This is a genomic window from Pelotomaculum sp. FP (assembly GCF_004369245.1).
GTDB lineage: Bacteria > Bacillota > Desulfotomaculia > Desulfotomaculales > Pelotomaculaceae > Pelotomaculum_C > Pelotomaculum_C schinkii.
In genome coordinates this window covers 1-17,000 of the sequence record NZ_QFGB01000050.1, presented here as the reverse complement: position 1 = coordinate 17,000, position 17,000 = coordinate 1, and the positions used below count along the sequence as shown (strand labels likewise).

The window sequence follows — 17,000 nt, the reverse complement described above, 5'->3', positions numbered from 1 at the left end:
TTCTATATCAGGGCATTCCACTTACTATAAAGCCGTTCGACTTCATTCAATAATTCACCATATTCATTATACTTTTCCCTGGGGGTTGATATATCAAATAGGGCTTCCATCTCTTTGATCTTATCCTCAAGATCCATAATTTGATCCTCAATTTCCTGCCTTTGCTTTTCCAGGCTTTCGCTTTTAGTGACGGCAGGTTTTTTGTTGATAGTATTTTTGCTTGAGCGTTCAGCCGGTTTAGACTCTTTCTTTTCGGTATTCTCCTCATCAATGCCGTATTTGACCTTTTTGTAGAAATCATAGTTGCCTTCGTAGGTAGTTATCTTTCCATTTTCGATTTCAAATATTTTTCCGACACAATGCGTCAGGTAGTATCTGTCGTGGGTAACTGCTATAATGGTGCCCTTAAATTCCTTTAACGCGGCTTCAACCGCATCCCTGGCCGGCATGTCAAGATGGTTTGTAGGTTCATCAAGGATCAGGCAGTCTGCATCCTCAAGCATTACACATGCAAGATAAAGCCTTACACGTTCTCCACCGCTTAAAACCTGTATGCTTTTATCAACCTCATCACCATAAAATTGAAACCGCGCCAGGTAGTCCCTGGCTTCCCTCTCTTGAATTTCCCTTTTGGATAATATAAGCTGAAGCATTGTCAGCTGATCATTTTCAAATAATACTTCCTGTCCCATGTAGGAGTATTTGACCCATCCGCCAAGCCTCAGTAAGCCTTCATAGTTCTGGTCATTGCCAAGCAGCAAATTGACAAGTGTTGTCTTACCGCATCCATTGGGGCCGATTATACCTACCCTTTCCCCGCCTCTGATGTGAAAGCTGGCGCCTGAGAACAGGGTTACGTCTCCAAAGGATTTCCTCAAGTTGTCGGCCCACGCGATTTCCTTGCTGACATGCCTTATTTTTTTAAATCTAATTTTTGGGCCGTCTGCCTTGCGCAGATGCTCCTGTTTTTTCAGCGCTCCAAGGCTTTTGCGCAGCTCGTCATTAAGCTTTTTGATCTCCTTTTCCCTGCTCTTTGATGCCTTTGACTTGCCCTTGCTCTTAAGCCCCTGCACTATTTCATTCGTGTTTCTTATCGTCCATCTTAAGCGTCTTTGCTCATTTGCTACAAACTGGCTCAACTGTTTTTTATGCGCAAGATAGTTCGAATAGTTGCCGCTTCTCACGGAAATGCTGCCTTTTTCAAGCTCAGCGACTCTTGTTGCTACCCGATCAAGAAAATAACGATCATGGGATACGAAGAGTATGCCGCCTTTAAAATTTTTAAGAAAGCTTTCAAACCATTCAGTTGATTGGATATCAAGATGATTGGTAGGCTCGTCAAGTATCAAAAGGTCCGGTTCCTCTAAAAGAATCCGGGCAATCGCGACACGCATTCTTTCTCCTCCGCTCATCCTGTTGAGCGGAGTACTGAGAGTCTCCTGGCGCAGGCCAAGGCCAAGCAGTATTTTCCTTATTTTCGTTTCAACTGTATACCCATCCATGGCCTCGTACCTGGTAATCAGTTTTGCATACTCATCCAATAAACTCTTATACAAAGACGAGCCTGAGTTTTTGCTCTGTTCGTCCATTTGTTTTTCCAGTTCCCTGAGCTTTCTCTCCAGTCTATAAACTTTTTCATAATGAAGAGCGGTATCTGTTTTATTATCAGTGGTTTCAATATCCTTTAAATCCTGACTGAGATGTCCCACCTTGATATTACGTGCTGTGACGGCGCTTCCTCTATCACTATGCTCAAGCCCCATGGCAATATTAAGCAGCGTGGTTTTACCGGCCCCGTTAGGACCTACCAGCGCCACCCGCTCTCCTCTTTCAACCCTTAAGCTCACACCATTTAATACGCATTGATTTCTATATTCTTTGACGATATTCTCAAGCACTAACAGACTCATTTTTATTCCTCTTTCAATGGATTAAACCTTTACATTTTTCAAATTAGCTGGTATGATAATTATAAGAACTACGTGACTAAAAGTCAACAACTATTCACCAATTCAATTAAAAGGAGATTGGGAATGTCTAAATTCAATGAAAATGAAAAGGAACAAATAAGGCAGTGCCTCTTGACCAAAGGTAAAGAGCTTTTTATTCAGTATGGCCTCTCTAAGACGAGTATCGACGACCTGGTGCAGGCCTGTGGGATTAGCAAGGGTTCTTTTTATAAATTTTTCACCTCAAAAGAAGAACTCTTTTATGTGATCCTGCAAAACCAGGAAGAGATTTCAAACCGGTTAATAGGGGAGCACCTGCGGAAAAATCTGCCCCCCAAGGAATTGATCTCTTCCTTCTTTCATATGGCTTTTCAAATGGCCGATGAAAACCCTTTGCTGCAGCAGTGGTTTGAAGATGGCGAACATGAACGCATTATCCGTAAATTACCCAAGCATCTTGTTGATGACTTTGCGCAGGATAATGATAAAAAGGGGATTGTTTTCGTTCAGGCTTTAATCGAGCGGGGTGTACTGAAAGAACAAGATCCGGAAGTGATTAACGGGGTCATGCGTGCCATTATGATGCTTCGCTTGTACAAGGAGAAGTTTGGCAGTGATTTGTTCCCTAAAATTATGGACGTAATTATCGATTATATTTCGGAGGGATTAACGAAGCCTGTTTAGCTTCCAGCAACCAAGTCGAATCCAGATTTCCACTAGTGGAAATCTGGATTTGTTATATTCTGCTTGCCCTTACTTAGCTTGAAAGCGGTAAACATAATGCTGATTTGTTTGCATTTAGACTAACATGAATGCTTGGTGTTTTGCAAATGAAAATTTCATTTGCATAAAAGTTAAATTCTAATTAAATGTTCACAGGCAGAATGGTTGAATCCTTTCGTCAAAAAGATTTTACTCTGCATTCCCACATATGATCTTTCTTCGGCAGGGATTTCTTCCCATTAAGGATAATACTACATAATAAGTGGCTGTTCGAGCCATCATCAGTTTTCATTTGAGAGGATGGGAGCAAGCTTGACGCCTGAAGAGCAAACTACCGTTGAATACCTGCTTCCTGAGTCCGGGCGGTGGATTAGCCCCGGGCTTGGCCTGCGCGCCATGTTGGGACCTCAAACTATCTTCGTTGACGCCGGGGCGCCTTGGGTCAGTATCAGTTCCGCGGTAGTCGGTGGCGGCCTGGGGCCAAAACGGTATTTTGTCAACCGGCAGGTTGAGCCCGGTTACCACACTGCCCACCCGGCGGATGAGGCGGCGTCTTTTTTGGCTGACACGTTTCCAGAATACCATGCCTCGGATAGCGGGCAGTGGTTGGCGCTTATGACTGCGGCTCGGGTCAGTGACGCTTGTTGGGTACGGCTTTCAAAACAGGGATGTCAAGCGCTGGTGATAGTTTCTGCCGGTGTCAGTAATGCCTGCGCCGCAGGCATTACGCCGGATTGCCTGCTGGACACTGTGACCCCAAACCCGGGAACGATTAACATCATGGCTTTTTTGTCCCATGCCCTGTCGCCCGGCGCCCTGGTCAACGCCGTGCAGACAGCAACGGAAGCGAAGACCCAAACGCTGCGCGAACTCGGGATTAAATGCCCGGACACCGGCGCCTACGCCAGCGGGACGACCACTGACGCGCTGGTGATTGCCGGGGCCGCTCAAACACCGGCCGCACCTTATGCCGGACCAGGGACCCTGGCGGGTTACCTGCTCGCGCGCGGGGTCCGCCAGGGGTTGTCGCAGGCATTGCGCCGCTACCTGACGAGGGCGGCCGAAGAATCTGACAGGACATAACTCAGTAAGTTAATAAGTTAGGTACCCGGTACCACAGGAGGGTGAAATGGTGATAGAAAAAAAGAGCAGGTTGACTTTTAAAGCTGCCTGTTGTGTTTTGTTGGCGCTGGTTGTGGCGGTTTTGCTGCAGGGCTGCGGGAAGGCTGAACCTATTGCAAGCGGTTCTGGTTTCCCCATGACCGTAACTGATGACCTGGGCAGGCAGGTGACTATCAACAAGGCGCCGCAACGGATCGTCTCACTTGTTCCCGCCACTACTGAGACCCTTTTTGCCCTGGGTTTGGGGGATAAGCTGGTAGGGGTTACTGAATATTGTGATTACCCGGCCGAAGCCCTGGCCAAGCCCAAAATCGGTGGCTTCAGTACTCCCAACTCGGAGTTGATCGTAGCCGCGCAGCCGGACCTGGTCCTGGCGACGAATATTCATAAAGAATATATCCCCCTGTTGGAAAAGGCCGGCCTGACCGTGGTTGCCACCAATCCTTTGAACCTTGCGCAGGTGGTGGAAACAATCAAGCTTATCGGGCGGATCACCGGCGCGGCCACTGAGGCGGACAACCTGGCCTCAGACATGGAGCAGCGGATTAATATGGTCCACGCCAAGGTAAGGGACCTGCCTGATGATAAGAAACCTGATGTCTTTTTTGAAATATGGCCCGATCCACTCACTACGGGCGGCGCCAAAAGTTTTATCAACAGTCTGATCGTCACGGCGGGCGGTAAGAATATCGCCGGCGACGTAGATCAGGACTGGGTGACCTTTAGTCCTGAGATGGTTCTGTCACACAATCCGCAAGTAATCATCTTTTGTTACCACGGCGCCTCACTACTGACGGCAGAGCAAATAAAAGGACGGATTGGCTGGGAAAAGGTCGAAGCGATCAAAAATAACCGGGTGGAATTCCTGCCAGATCAAGACATTGTTACGCGCACTGGACCGCGCGTGGTGGAAAGCCTTGAACTTGTGGCCAAGTCCATTCATCCGGAGCTTTTTGACAAACAGTTATAAGGGGGCTTTGCTCTTGGATCCTCAGGGTCGGGTTTGGCGTTGGAGGGCTATCAACAGCGCCTTGCTGCTGGTATTGGGCGTAACCGTCATCCTGTGCACGACCATCGGCCCGGCGCCGATCAGCCCCGGTGATGTTTTGTTGATGCTTCTGCGCAAGGCCCCCGTGTTGGGCAGCTGCATTCCCCGTGGGGATTGGCCGGATAGCTTTGAAACGATTGTCCTTCAGATGAGACTGGCGCGGGTGTGTCTTGCAGTGCTGGTTGGCGCCGGGCTTGCCGCTTCCGGGGTGGTGCTCCAGGGACTCCTGCAAAACCCCATGGGAGACCCTTATATCCTCGGCATTTCCTCCGGCGCCGCCCTGGGCGCCACGGCAGCGATGCTTTTTGGCCTGGGAGCCAGTGCCCTGGGGATCTATACAATTCCTGTTTTCGCTTTTCTGGGAGCGGCGGTGACAGCTATATTAGTATACGGATTGGCCAGGGTGGGGAACCGGGCGCCGATGTCAACCCTGCTCCTGGCCGGCATCGCGGTGGGCTCGTTTCTTTCGGCTTTGACCTCATACGCAATGATCACGAGCGGCGAGAATATTCACCAGGTCATCTTTTGGCTGATGGGGGGCCTTGCCGGCCGCGGCTGGGACTACGTTCTGGTTTTGTTGCCCTACTCTGTGGTCAGTTTTACCCTGATGTACGTCTTTGCCCGGCACTTGAACGTGATGCTCCTGGGAGAGGAACCCGCGCAACACCTGGGGATAGATGTGGAGCGCCTGAAACAAATCATGCTGGGAGCCGCGACTTTGGCGGCGGCGTCCGCTGTGGCCGTCAGCGGCGTGATCGGTTTTGTGGGCCTGATCATCCCCCATGCCGTTCGTCTTCTGGTAGGACCCGACCACCGTGTACTCCTCCCCGCGTCTATTCTCACCGGCGCTATATTTTTGGTCGCCGCAGACGCTCTGGCCCGCGTGGCTGCGGCTCCTGAAGAAATACCGGTAGGCGTTATTACGGCATTGTGCGGGGGGCCCTTTTTTATTTACCTGTTGCGTAAAAAAGGATCTGCCGGGTTTTGACAGCGGGTGGCCAGGCGGCGCATGACACTGGAGGTAAGAAAGTGGCGGTAACCCTAAGAATAATCGATCTCGCATGTTCCTACGGCGCAACCAGGGTTCTGGACGGTTTGACCTTTTCATTTGCCAGAGGAAGTTTTACCGGGATCATTGGTCCCAACGGCTCCGGCAAGTCGACCCTTTTACGCTCCATCAGCCGTGTGCTTAAACCTACCGGTGGCGCCGTGTTGCTGGATGATCGGGACCTTTACGAGCTTCATGCCCGTGAAGTGGCCAAAAAAATGGCCGTGGTGCCCCAGGAAACGGCAGTTAATTTTTCTTTTACCGTCGAAGAAATAATCATGATGGGCCGGTCACCTCACCTGGGCCGCTTTCAGGGGGAAAGTGAAAAAGATTTTGCGCTGGTCAACCGTGTGATGGAACTGACCAACACGCGTCACCTGGCCCGCCGGCCGATCACCGCCATCAGCGGCGGCGAGCGGCAAAGGGTAATTGTAGCCAAGGCTTTGGCCCAGGAACCGGAAATAATTTTGCTGGACGAACCCACTTCCCACCTGGACATCAACCACCAGGTCGAAATCTTGAATCTGCTAAAGCGGTTGAACCGGGAGGAACATGCAACCGTTGTGGTGGTCTTCCACGACTTAAACCTGGCCGGCCAGTACTGCGACAGCTTGCTCCTGATGCAAAAAGGCCGGATTTATATTATGGGGAAACCGGAAAAAGTATTAACAGTTGATCACATCAAAGAAGTCTACGGGACAAGCGTTATAATCAGAAAGCACCCTGTCACCGGCCGGCCTGCCGTTATGCTTCTGGCCCGGGGCCTGCAGGGCGCCGCAGCGGAGGGTAAGCGGGTTCACGTGGTTTGCGGCGGCGGGGCTGGCGCGTCTCTGCTTGAGCAGTTGGCAAACTGTGGTTACGATGTGACAGCCGGCGTGCTCAACACCGGCGATATTGATTGGGAAACGGCCAGGTCTTTAGAGCTGAAGACGGTGGAAGAAGCTCCTTTCAGTTCGATCACAGAACGAAGCCATAAAGAGAACCTGGAGCTTATTAAAAATGCAGATGTCTGTGTCATGGCCAGCATTCCCTTTGGCCGTGGCAATATCAAGAACCTGGAAGCGGTTATACTTGCCCTTGACTGGGGTAAACCGGTGCTTTTGATGGAGGAACAAAAAATTGAGGAGCGGGATTACACCGGAGGCCAGGCCGTGCTGCTCTACAACGAGCTGAAGAACAAAGGCGCGGTTGTTAACCAGGATGCGACGGCTATTCTTGAAACGCTTTCCTTGTTAAAGTAACGTTCCGGGCTTTCTTTAAAATGGTGCGAATTTATTCGCACAAAAGTTACATTAGTGCCTACAAGTGTGGCGCTGGCGCGCCGTTGTGCGATTGAAACGGCGCCTGCATCGGCCGGTATTTTCATGATACGTGGCGCCGCGATAGCGGTACTAAAATCCAGCACTCCACTAATCGGAATCTGGATTTTTTTATTTTACAGATACCTCTTGCAGTAGTTGACAAACAACAAACAATACATTAAAATGTTTGCAATTAAACAATCATAATAAGGTTGTGTTTGTAAATGAAAATATCAGATCGGTTTTGGAGTGCTTCACCGGAGGAGCTCAAAAAGGGATATATAGAAGAAGAGGCTCAATATATATGCCTTATCTGTGGTAAAAAGATTGAGAAGGGGATGATCTACCCCGGGGAAGGCATACTGTATGAAGCAGGGAGGTACATCCGTGTTCATATAGAGGAGGCCCATGGCTCGGTGTTTGAGTATCTGGTTCAGCTGGACAAACGAATCACCGGTCTTACCGATCACCAGAAAAGCCTTCTGCAGCTTTTTTATCAAGGGAAAAGCGATGGAGAAGTTCAAAAGGAAATGGGCATCGGCAGCGCTTCCACCATCCGCAATCACCGTTTTGTATTAAAGGAGAAAGAACGCCAGGCAAAAGTATTTCTGGCTTTGATGGAACTCTTGAAGGATAAGAATAAGCGTTCACCGGGCTATTTACCTCCACATAAAACGGCCGGGATGATCGATGACCGTTACAATATTACGCAGGAAGAACGCGAGAAAGTCCTTAAGACGTACTTTCCGGAAGGTACGGATGGTCTATTGAAGACTTTGGACATGAAAGAAAAAAACAAACTGATTGTCCTCAGGGAAATAACCAAGAGATTCGAAGATGAAAAATTTTACAATGAGAAAGAGGTTAACGAAATACTCAAAACTGCCCATGAGGATTTTGTAACTTTACGCAGGTATTTAATCGAGTATGGATTTATCGACAGAAAACCGGACGGGAGCCGGTATTGGTTAAAAGAGGGTTTACCTGAGATGGAGGAAGAGAATATGGATCGTAAAAAAGAATTGAAGCAACAATATAAGGAAATGAAAACCCAGGGCGGGGTTTTCCAGATCAGAAACCTAAAGAATCAGAAGGTGTTTGTGGATTCCATACCCAACCTGAAAATGAAGACTGGAAAGCTCATGTTGCTGCGTAGTGGAGGATATAAAAACAGACAGCTTCAAGAGGATTGGAATCAATTTGGAGAAGATGCCTTTGTGTTTGAAGTGCTTGAGGTGTTGGAAGAAAAGTCGGACGGCTTCTTCGATAAAGCGGATGAGTTGAAAAAGCTGAAGACAAAGTGGATTGAAAAGCTGCAGCCATTTGGCGAGCGCGGCTATAACCAACCAGATAAAAGAAAATAAGCCAGGCATTAAATTGCCTAATGCGCTTGGGACAGATTCTTAAAAGTCCGCAACCCAGGTATAGCAAGTGGTTGTGGACTTTTTGCGATCCACTGCCACAATTAAGAAAAATCAGAATAAGAATTTAGGGGAAAAATAAATGTTGGAATTCAAAGGGGAGCAAACAACTATGGAGGAAACTCTCAAAAATACTTCTTCAATGCTGAAATCGCCGCCAGAAATAAGCAAGGCGGTCATTAATTCTCAGCAACATTTAGGCAGTCAACAGGTCTGGCGTTCAATGCTTGTTTTTCTGGTCCCGCTGATTCTCAGTAACGCGCTGCAGTCGGTGGGCCAGCTGGCCGGCAGCATTGTTGTCGGCAGGTGGCTCGGCGTTGAAGCATTAGCCGCAATTTCCGCCTTCTTTCCGCTATTCTTTTTGGTCGTTTCCTTCGTCATTGGCATTGGGGCAGGCAGTTCAATCCTGATTGGGCAGGCATATGGCGCGCGAAATGAGGAGCGGATGAAGGCAGTCGTCGGGACAACGCTCACATTCACCTTCCTGCTCGGACTGGCGCTGGCGGTAATTGGCGGCATATACACCTGGGATATACTGAGTTTGATTGGAACTCCGTCCAATATTATTGCCGTTAGTGTCCGCTACGCGCGAATCTTGTTTTGGTCAATGCCGTTCATGTTTTTGTATTTTGCCTACACGACCTTCATACGCGGTACAGGGGACTCCAAGACGCCGTTTTACTTTCTTATCGTGAGTACCGTGCTGAACCTGTTCCTGTTGCCATTCCTGATTTTCGGGTGGCTGGGCCTGCCGGAGTTCGGAATATACGGCGCGGCGTATGCGGCAGTGATATCTATTGTAATTACGTTTGTTTTGATGCTCCTTTATCTCAACAAAACCAGACATCCATTACAATTTGACACGTCCGTACGGCAGCGCTTGCGGATGGATTTCGGCTTGTTGAAGCTGCTGCTGCGTCTCGGCATCCCATCAAGTGTCAACATGATCCTGGTGTCGCTTTCTGAAATTGCTGTTATTTCCTTTGTCAATGGTTTTGGCTCCGATGCCACCGCGGCTTATGGCGCTGTAAACCAGGTTGCAAGTTATGTGCAGATGCCGGCGGTAAGTCTCGGCATGGCAGTTTCAATATTCGCCTCCCAGTCGATCGGGGCCAACCGGCTTGACCGGCTCAAAGATGTGATCCGGACGGGGGTCTTGCTCAACTACGTTATCGGTGGAGTTTTAATCCTGCTGATCTACCTGTTTTCTAAAAACATTTTGTCCTGGTTCATAACGAGCCAAAACACACTTGATATCGCCCATAGTCTCCTCATGATCACTTTATGGAGCTATTTGATTTTTGGCCATGCGCAGATTATAACAGCAACGATGCGCGCGAGTGGAACGGTGCTGTGGCCGACGGTGTTCAGTGTGATTTCCATCTGGTTTGTCGAGGTCCCTGTGGCCTACTGGTTGTCCCACTTTAGCAGTTTGGGCATCCAAGGCATATGGATCGGTTATCCGGCGGCATTCCTGGTCAGCCTGGCTTTACAATATGCTTACTACCGGTGGTCGTGGAAGAAAAAGAGCATTACGCGTCTGATCCATTAATGGGGAAAATGATATCACGGGGTGCCTTAAAATCTTTCAGCTTCTGTTGGTGCAGCTCGTGTCATACGGAACTACCGCATAGTAATTTTGTGTAGTAATTTGGTAGTGAACGGGCAAATGAAAAGTTGTATAATTATGGCGTGCTGTATTCGGCAAAGCGCGCCATAATTTTAAACTTGACCCATAAGGAGATGACAGAAGTGGAGAGACCCTGGTATGCCTTTTATGACAAAGAGGTACCCAAAACATTAATTTATCCAATACCATTACCAAATGAACTATTCAACCGTAATGCCAAGAGCCATCCGGACAAACCATTTCTGATATATCAAGACGAAAAACTCTCCTACCAGGAGTGCAACTCTTTGGCCCGCAGGTTGGCCAACGGACTGCTGCGGCTGGGGGTAAAAAAGGGTGACCGGGTGACCCTGATGATGCCCAACATCCCCCAATACCCGCTTATACTACTGGCCTGCTACAAAATAGGAGCGATCGCCGTACCGACCAACCCCCAGTTTACCGTTCACGAGCTTACCGGCCAGTTCAAGGACAGTGGTACTGAGACCGTGGCGGTAAGGGCTTCTTTTGCCGATAAGGTGATTAAAATCCGGAATGCGGGAAGCACCCGGGTTAAGAGAATAATCATCGTGCCTGACCCCGGAGCCGGCAGCAATTTGGAGAGTATGCCTGAGACATACGGATTTGATACGCTGTTAGCGGAAAGCGCAGACCTGGAACCGGATATCGTTGTCGAGCCGGAGGACCTCGCGGTGCTGCAGTATACGGGCGGGACTACCGGGATTCCCAAAGGCTGCATGATCACCCATGCCAATATGGCCGTCGCCGCGAAACAAGTCGGCATCTGGTATGGCGCCGGGATCCCCTCCGGCCAAATCCGGACCCTGGCCACCATCCCCCTGTATCACTCTTACGGCAGGGCTTGCAATATAGATTTGTCCCTTTTTTCAGCCGGGACCATAGTCCTGGTGACTCAGCCCACAACGGATAATATTCTGGCGGCAATCAATCAGCATCAGCCAAACATCTGGGCGGCGGTCCCCGCGATGATCCACGGTATTATTAACCACCCCGATACCGGCAAGTCAAAAATCAGGTCTGTAAAAGAAGTACTAAGCGGAGGGTCGCCCCTGGCCTTAGAGATTTTGAGGAAGTTTGAGGAACTGTCCGGGGCTCCTATTATTGAGGGGTTCGGCCTGTCCGAAGTCCCGTATGGGATTGCATACAACCCTGTCAATGGGGTCCACAAGCCTGGCAGTGTGGGTGTGCCCATGCCCAATGTAGATGTCCGTATCGTAGATGTGGAGACAGGGACAAAAGATATGCCGGCCGGTGAGCCTGGAGAAATGATTTTTAAGACACCGCAAGCAGTGTCCGGTTATTGGAATAACCCGGAAGAGACCGCCTGTGTCCTGCGGGATGGCTGGCTGTACACGGGAGATATTGGTTATATGGACGAGGATGGTTATATCTTTATTGTCGACAGGAAAAAAGATGTACTACTTTGCAGCGGCTTCAACGTATACCCCAGGGAGATTGATGAAGTTCTGTACACCAATCCCAAGGTCCTGGAGGCTTGCACAATAGGCGTTCCGGACGAAAAACGGGGTGAGACGGTCAAGTCATATGTGATCTTAAAGCCCGGCGAAAGCGCGACTGAGCAGGAACTGATTACTTACTGCCGGGAGCGGTTGGCTCCTTACAAGGCGCCGAAAATACTGGAATTTATCGGCCAGCTGCCGAGGACACCCCTGGGCAAGCCCGACCGCAAGGCTTTAAGGGTCCTAGATGAAGCAAAGCGAAAACAATCGTAGACACAAATGAGACAGGGGGCGTCCTCTGTCTCATTTTGCATAAAAATTTATGCTGGAAACTCAGCAATACAAGGTGCGATTTCAATCGCACACGGCGCGCAACGCCGCACTTGGGTATCTGATGTAACCACCTGCATTTTTTTAGGATTCAGAAATCCCAATTAAATTTGCGACAGAGAAACGTCTCCTGTCGTATCCTTACAGTATCTGAATTGCGTCGTCAAGCGCGGGGATGAACGGCTCCAGGCCGTTTTCCGTCACCAAAAAGGTGTCTTCAATGCCTACCGTTCCTTCATCCGGGAAGATGAACTTTGGTTCCAGCGCTATAGTCATGCCCGGCTGCATCTTGATCGAATAATTTCTGGCTATGACTGGCAGTTCGTCCAGTTCCAACCCGACCCCGTGTCCGATGAAACTAACACCATAGCCCATGAAATGTTGGGCAAAACCTGACTGCTCCGCCATGCCAATGGCAATATCATACAGGTCTTTGCCGTCAAGGCCGGGCTTTGCTTCTCTGGCAATCCTGCGTTTGATTTCGAGGGCGGTGTTATGGGCTTCCATCAATTTGTCAGATAATGGCCCGAAAGAATAAATCCTGGTATGGTCCACCATATACCCATTGAGAACAGGACCGTAATCAATCAGGATGGGTTCGTTGCGGCCGATTTTTTTATAGCCGGAGCCAATAGGTGAAGAAGAATTGACTCCACTGCCGCCGGTCGGCCCGTCAAAATAACTGGGATAGGCCGCGTTCCACCCCGACAAAATGTGGATGGAGAGCTCCTGGTTAAAGGCCCTTATGCGGGGGTACTGGTTTCCCCTGACTCTCAGGAACAGTTCAATTTTTCCCGACAGCTCTATTTCGGTCATGCCTTCTTCTATAAAATTAGGAATCTCTGCGAACATTTCAGCGGTCAGACTGGCGGCGTCTCTTAGACAGTCTATCTCATACGGGGTCTTAATCATCCTGATCTCTCGGATTACCCCCGACACATCAACAATTTCCAGCGGCTCAAGCATCTTTTTATACCTGGAAAAAAGATTGACCGGCAAAACATCCAACTCCATCCCTATTTTGCCATTGCCGGTGAGCATGCCGGCTATGTTGCTGCCAATATCTTTGAAGCTCCGCACGGCAATAATCTTTTCCAGGGCGCTATCCTCAAGCGCTCTTTCATAGCTTTTTCTGACCATCAAAAGAGGTTCTCCCTGGGTTGGAATCAAGAGATGGGCATCCTGGCAGGTGCCGCTGAAATAAAACAAGTCGGCTTTTTGCACGACCAGGGCTGCCTGAATACCGGCTTTACGCAGGCGTTCCTGGAATTTCCCAATCCTTTCGTAAAGTTCCTCCCTGGGTGTGCAGGAAGTTTGTTTTTGCTCAGTCATGTTGTGCCCTCCTGGTAAAAAGTTGTCCTGTAAGAAAGTATAAATCAAAAAAAAGGTTCTTGCAAAAATAATTGATTATGGTTAAATTTTAGTGGCTGAAGATAAAAGAAAGAAATTAATAACAAAAAAGATTTTGTTGCCGGAAGGAAATATTTTAAAGCTGCCGAATATCAATATTTATGTAGAACAGCTAGTATGGCAGAATGGTTAGGAACGGCAAGACAGTTAAGAAGTAGAACAGTAGGACGGTAGGTAAAAGTGGGCGCGGGTTTACCGGGCATTTCCTTGTGGATGTGTCTGCAGTATTTTCGCTCTCAGGTATTGCTCCTATGGTTGAAGAGGGGCTTTATCGATCTTTGAACTAAACTCCTACGGGAGTTTTTTTGTTTTTCAAATAAGAAAAGGAGGTAATTTAAGAATTGAAAGGATTTTGTAGTTGGCATCATTGCAGGGAAGTGGTAAGGACGAAGAAAAAGCTATTATTCATATCGCTGTTATTGTTGATGGTTGTTGCTGTGACTGCTTGTTCGTCCACGGAGCAGGTTAAAAAACAAGGGACTGTAGAACTTAAACTGGCCCATTTCTTTCCCAGCACCCACCCGGCTGAAACACAGTTAATCCAACCCTGGGCAAAAGCCATTGAGGAAGCTACCGGCGGCCAGGTGATAGTAACCAGTTACCCCGGTGAAACCCTGCTCAAGGCGGATGGGATCTATGACGGGGTGGTCAGTAGTGTCGCTGACCTGGGTCTGTCCTGTTTCTCTTATACCCGCGGCCGTTTCCCGGTGCTTGAGGCTTTCGAATTGCCTGGTGTTATATATAACAACTCCAAGGTAGCAAGTTTGGTCGCCTGGGAAGGGGTTAAGCAAATCAACCCCAAAGAAATCCAGGATACCAAGCTCATGATGGTCTTTACCACCGGACCTGGCGACTTGTTTACAAAAGTGCCGGTTCGTAGCCTGCAAGACCTGCAGGGACTGGATGTGAGAGCTACCGGGTTGAGCGCTAAAACTCTCAAAGCATTAGGAGCAAATCCCGTGGCCATGCCCCAGTCCGAAGCCTATGAAGCCCTATCAAAAGGGGTCGTCAAGGGCAACCTTGGTCCCGTTGAGGTACTGCAGGGCTGGAAGAATGCCGAGGTCACCGAATACTTGACCAGGACGCCGTTTTTGTATAACACCCTGTTCTTTATCACCATGAACCTTGATAAGTGGAACTCCCTGTCCCCGGAGAACCAGGAGGCGATTGAAGAGGTCAATAAAAAGTACTTTGAAGAGGTGGCCGTCGGTTTATGGGACAAACAAAACGAAGCTGCCTTGAAATATGCCGTGCAAGAAAAGGGCATGAAAGAAATCAAGCTTTCGGAAGAAGAAGCAAACAAGTGGATAGCAGCCGTTAAACCGATCCAGGACGAGTTTGTCGCCGGTATGAATCAAAAGGGATTGCCGGGCCAGCAGGCTTTGGATACAGTGAAAGCGCTGGCCGAAAAGTACAATAAGGAATATAAATAAGGTTACCGGAGGTACTTCAAATGAACAAGTTTACAGGTTTGGTAACGGGACTGAGCCGGTTGCTGGACCAAATAGCCGGGTTGTGCCTGGTAGCGATCATGGCGCTGATTGTGGGCAATATCCTGCTGCGCGCTATCTTCAAAAGTCCCATTGTGGGAACTATTGATTATGTGACCTTTTTAACTGCAGTGATGATTGGGCTGTCTTTAGCCTACTGCGCGGTCCAGAGCGGCCACATCGCGGTGGATTTTGTGGTCGACCGCCTGCCGTTAAAAATGCAGGCGGCGGTAGATATGGTGACGGGTTTGCTGTCCTTGTCTTTCTGGGGCCTTTGTGTCTGGCAAACCGGTATTTACGCCAACAGGATGGCGGTTACCGGCGTAGCTTCCCCTACGACCCAGACGCCGGTCTATCCTTTCATCTATCTCGTCGACTTTGGCCTGCTGGCGCTTTCCCTGGTATTGCTGGTCAGGACAGTGGGGGCTTGCCGGAAGCTATTTTCGCCTTCTGCTGTGTCATTTGGTACGCCTAAGGTCAGGGCGATTGAAACTATACAGAAGGCGGCAAGTTGATAAATGAGTCCACTCAGCATTGGTTTACTCAGCATCATCGGTTTTTTTGGGCTTTTGATTTTACGTGTACCTATAGCCTATGCCATGGCCCTGGTGGGGTTTGCCGGGTTTGGTTACCTGGCCTCACCGGCTGCGGCCTTCAGCATGGTAACCAAGGAAATCTACTCCACATTTTCTTCGTATTCGCTGGGCGTTATCGCCATGTTCGTCTGGATGGGGTTTTTGGCCTATTATTCAGGTATCGGCTCCAGGTTGTTTGTTTTTGCTTATAAATTGATCGGGCACTATCCAGGCGGTCTGGCCATAGCCACTCAGGCAGCCTGTGCTGTTTTTGGCGCCATCTGCGGTTCAAACACAGCTACGGCGGCGACCATCGGCGCCATTGCCTTGCCGGAGATGAAAAAGTACAAATATGATCCATCGCTGGCTACGGCCAGTGTCGCCGCCGGCGGAGTCCTGGGGGTCCTGATTCCGCCAAGTGTCATTTTTATCGTTTACGGCATGGCGACGGAACAATCCATCGGCAGGCTTTTTATCGCCGGTATAGTGCCCGGCATCCTCCTAATGCTGCTATACATGGGTGTCATCTATCTAGTGGCAGGCCGCAACCCGGATCTGGCGCCTCCCGGCCCCAAAGCGGATTGGAAAGAAAAGTTAGAGGCGCTGCGCGGGGGACTGGGCGAGGTCCTGGTGATCTTTGCTGTCTCCATGGGCGGTCTGTTTGCCGGCTGGTTCACTCCTACGGAAGCGGGCGCTGTAGGCGCGGCAGGCGTCTTGGGTGTGGCTCTCCTGAAAAGGAGCATCACCCGGGAAGGTTTTCAAAAGTCTTTGATGGACGCTACGCGGACCACCGCCATGATTATGCTGCTGATAGCCGGGGCCATGATTTTCGGCCGCCTCATGGCGATCAGCAGGCTTCCCTTTGAGGTGGCGCAATGGGCCGGCGCCCTCCCCCTGCCGCCTTTTGCCGTGATGGCAATTATCTTGCTGATCTATTTGATTCTGGGATGTTTTATCGACGCGCTGGCCATGATTCTGCTGACCATACCCATCTTTTATCCTATTGCGATCAATACACTTGGCTACGACCCTATCTGGTTCGGAGTGATCATTGTTTTGGTGGTGGCCATGGGCGTCATTACACCGCCGGTGGGCATGAACGTTTATATTCTCAAAGGGATCGTTCCCGAGATACCCCTGGAAGTAATTTTTAAGGGTATATGGCCTTATCTGTGGGCGATCATCATATGTTTGGCTATATTACTGGTCTTCCCGCAGATTGTTACTTTTTTACCCAATATGGTTTCATAGTGAAAAAAATATGTTGTAAATACTGCCGGGTAGGTCCGCAATGACGGATTTACCCGGTTTTTTTACGGTTAAACGAACAGGTTTCATTTGTTATCATAATGAATAGCAAATTATCTGAAGCCCAAAAAAGAAACCCCATGTAAGCAGAGGCTACGTAGGGCTTCAGATAATTTGATTGAACGGAACCGCCGATGTCGGTAGGTGCTATGGGGAAAAAGGAA

13 protein-coding genes are annotated in these 17,000 nt (G+C 49.3%); 11 read left to right on the top strand and 2 right to left on the bottom strand.

What is annotated here, in order from left to right:
• Positions 1–2: 2 nt before the first annotated feature.
• Positions 3–1,910, bottom strand: coding sequence for a ribosomal protection-like ABC-F family protein (gene abc-f, locus Psfp_RS16185; RefSeq protein ID WP_134219577.1), 1,908 nt, complete (start codon positions 1,908–1,910; stop codon positions 3–5).
• 123 nt (positions 1,911–2,033) lie between these two features.
• Between abc-f and Psfp_RS16180 the strand changes: the two genes are divergently transcribed.
• The 8 genes from Psfp_RS16180 to Psfp_RS16145 all read left to right on the top strand — a co-directional run bounded on the left by Psfp_RS16180 (position 2,034) and on the right by Psfp_RS16145 (position 11,996).
• A complete protein-coding gene (locus Psfp_RS16180) occupies positions 2,034–2,633 on the top strand; it encodes a TetR/AcrR family transcriptional regulator (protein WP_134219576.1) in 600 nt (199 codons plus the stop codon).
• 339 nt (positions 2,634–2,972) lie between these two features.
• A complete protein-coding gene (locus tag Psfp_RS16175) occupies positions 2,973–3,755 on the top strand; it encodes an adenosylcobinamide amidohydrolase (RefSeq protein ID WP_134219575.1) in 783 nt (260 codons plus the stop codon).
• 46 nt (positions 3,756–3,801) lie between these two features.
• Positions 3,802–4,764, top strand: a complete 963-nt coding sequence (locus Psfp_RS16170; protein WP_134219574.1) for a cobalamin-binding protein — start codon at positions 3,802–3,804, stop codon at positions 4,762–4,764.
• A 13-nt stretch (positions 4,765–4,777) separates the two neighbouring features.
• A complete protein-coding gene (locus Psfp_RS16165) occupies positions 4,778–5,830 on the top strand; it encodes an iron chelate uptake ABC transporter family permease subunit (protein ID WP_134219573.1) in 1,053 nt (350 codons plus the stop codon).
• A gap of 41 nt (positions 5,831–5,871) precedes the next feature.
• Positions 5,872–7,131: a heme ABC transporter ATP-binding protein gene (locus Psfp_RS16160; RefSeq protein WP_134219572.1), complete on the top strand. Its 1,260-nt coding sequence runs from the start codon at positions 5,872–5,874 to the stop codon at positions 7,129–7,131.
• Positions 7,132–7,415: 284 nt separating this feature from the next.
• Positions 7,416–8,555, top strand: a complete 1,140-nt coding sequence (locus Psfp_RS16155; protein ID WP_134219571.1) for a DUF2087 domain-containing protein — start codon at positions 7,416–7,418, stop codon at positions 8,553–8,555.
• A gap of 139 nt (positions 8,556–8,694) precedes the next feature.
• Positions 8,695–10,164, top strand: a complete 1,470-nt coding sequence (locus Psfp_RS16150) for an MATE family efflux transporter (RefSeq protein WP_243120729.1) — start codon at positions 8,695–8,697, stop codon at positions 10,162–10,164.
• A 200-nt stretch (positions 10,165–10,364) separates the two neighbouring features.
• The gene (locus Psfp_RS16145; RefSeq protein ID WP_190258649.1) at positions 10,365–11,996 is read left to right on the top strand and encodes a long-chain fatty acid--CoA ligase; all 1,632 of its coding nucleotides are present in this window, start codon (positions 10,365–10,367) and stop codon (positions 11,994–11,996) included.
• 198 nt (positions 11,997–12,194) lie between these two features.
• Here the strand turns inward: Psfp_RS16145 and Psfp_RS16140 are convergent, their stop codons facing one another.
• Positions 12,195–13,385 (bottom strand): Xaa-Pro peptidase family protein, encoded by a 1,191-nt coding sequence (locus tag Psfp_RS16140; protein WP_134219569.1) that lies wholly within the window; start codon positions 13,383–13,385, stop codon positions 12,195–12,197.
• Between the two features lie 419 nt (positions 13,386–13,804).
• On the opposite strand from Psfp_RS16140, the gene Psfp_RS16135 reads away from it, so the two are divergent.
• From Psfp_RS16135 to Psfp_RS16125, 3 genes are read left to right on the top strand one after another with little or no spacing between them, the layout of a single operon-like run.
• Positions 13,805–14,896 carry a TRAP transporter substrate-binding protein gene (locus tag Psfp_RS16135; RefSeq protein WP_243120728.1) on the top strand — a complete coding sequence of 364 codons (1,092 nt, stop codon included), beginning with the start codon at positions 13,805–13,807 and terminating at the stop codon, positions 14,894–14,896.
• A 20-nt stretch (positions 14,897–14,916) separates the two neighbouring features.
• Positions 14,917–15,468 carry a TRAP transporter small permease gene (locus Psfp_RS16130; protein WP_134219568.1) on the top strand — a complete coding sequence of 184 codons (552 nt, stop codon included), beginning with the start codon at positions 14,917–14,919 and terminating at the stop codon, positions 15,466–15,468.
• Between the two features lie 3 nt (positions 15,469–15,471).
• On the top strand, positions 15,472–16,779 hold the full coding sequence (locus Psfp_RS16125; protein WP_134219567.1) for a TRAP transporter large permease: 1,308 nt from the start codon (positions 15,472–15,474) through the stop codon (positions 16,777–16,779).
• Positions 16,780–17,000: the final 221 nt, after the last annotated feature.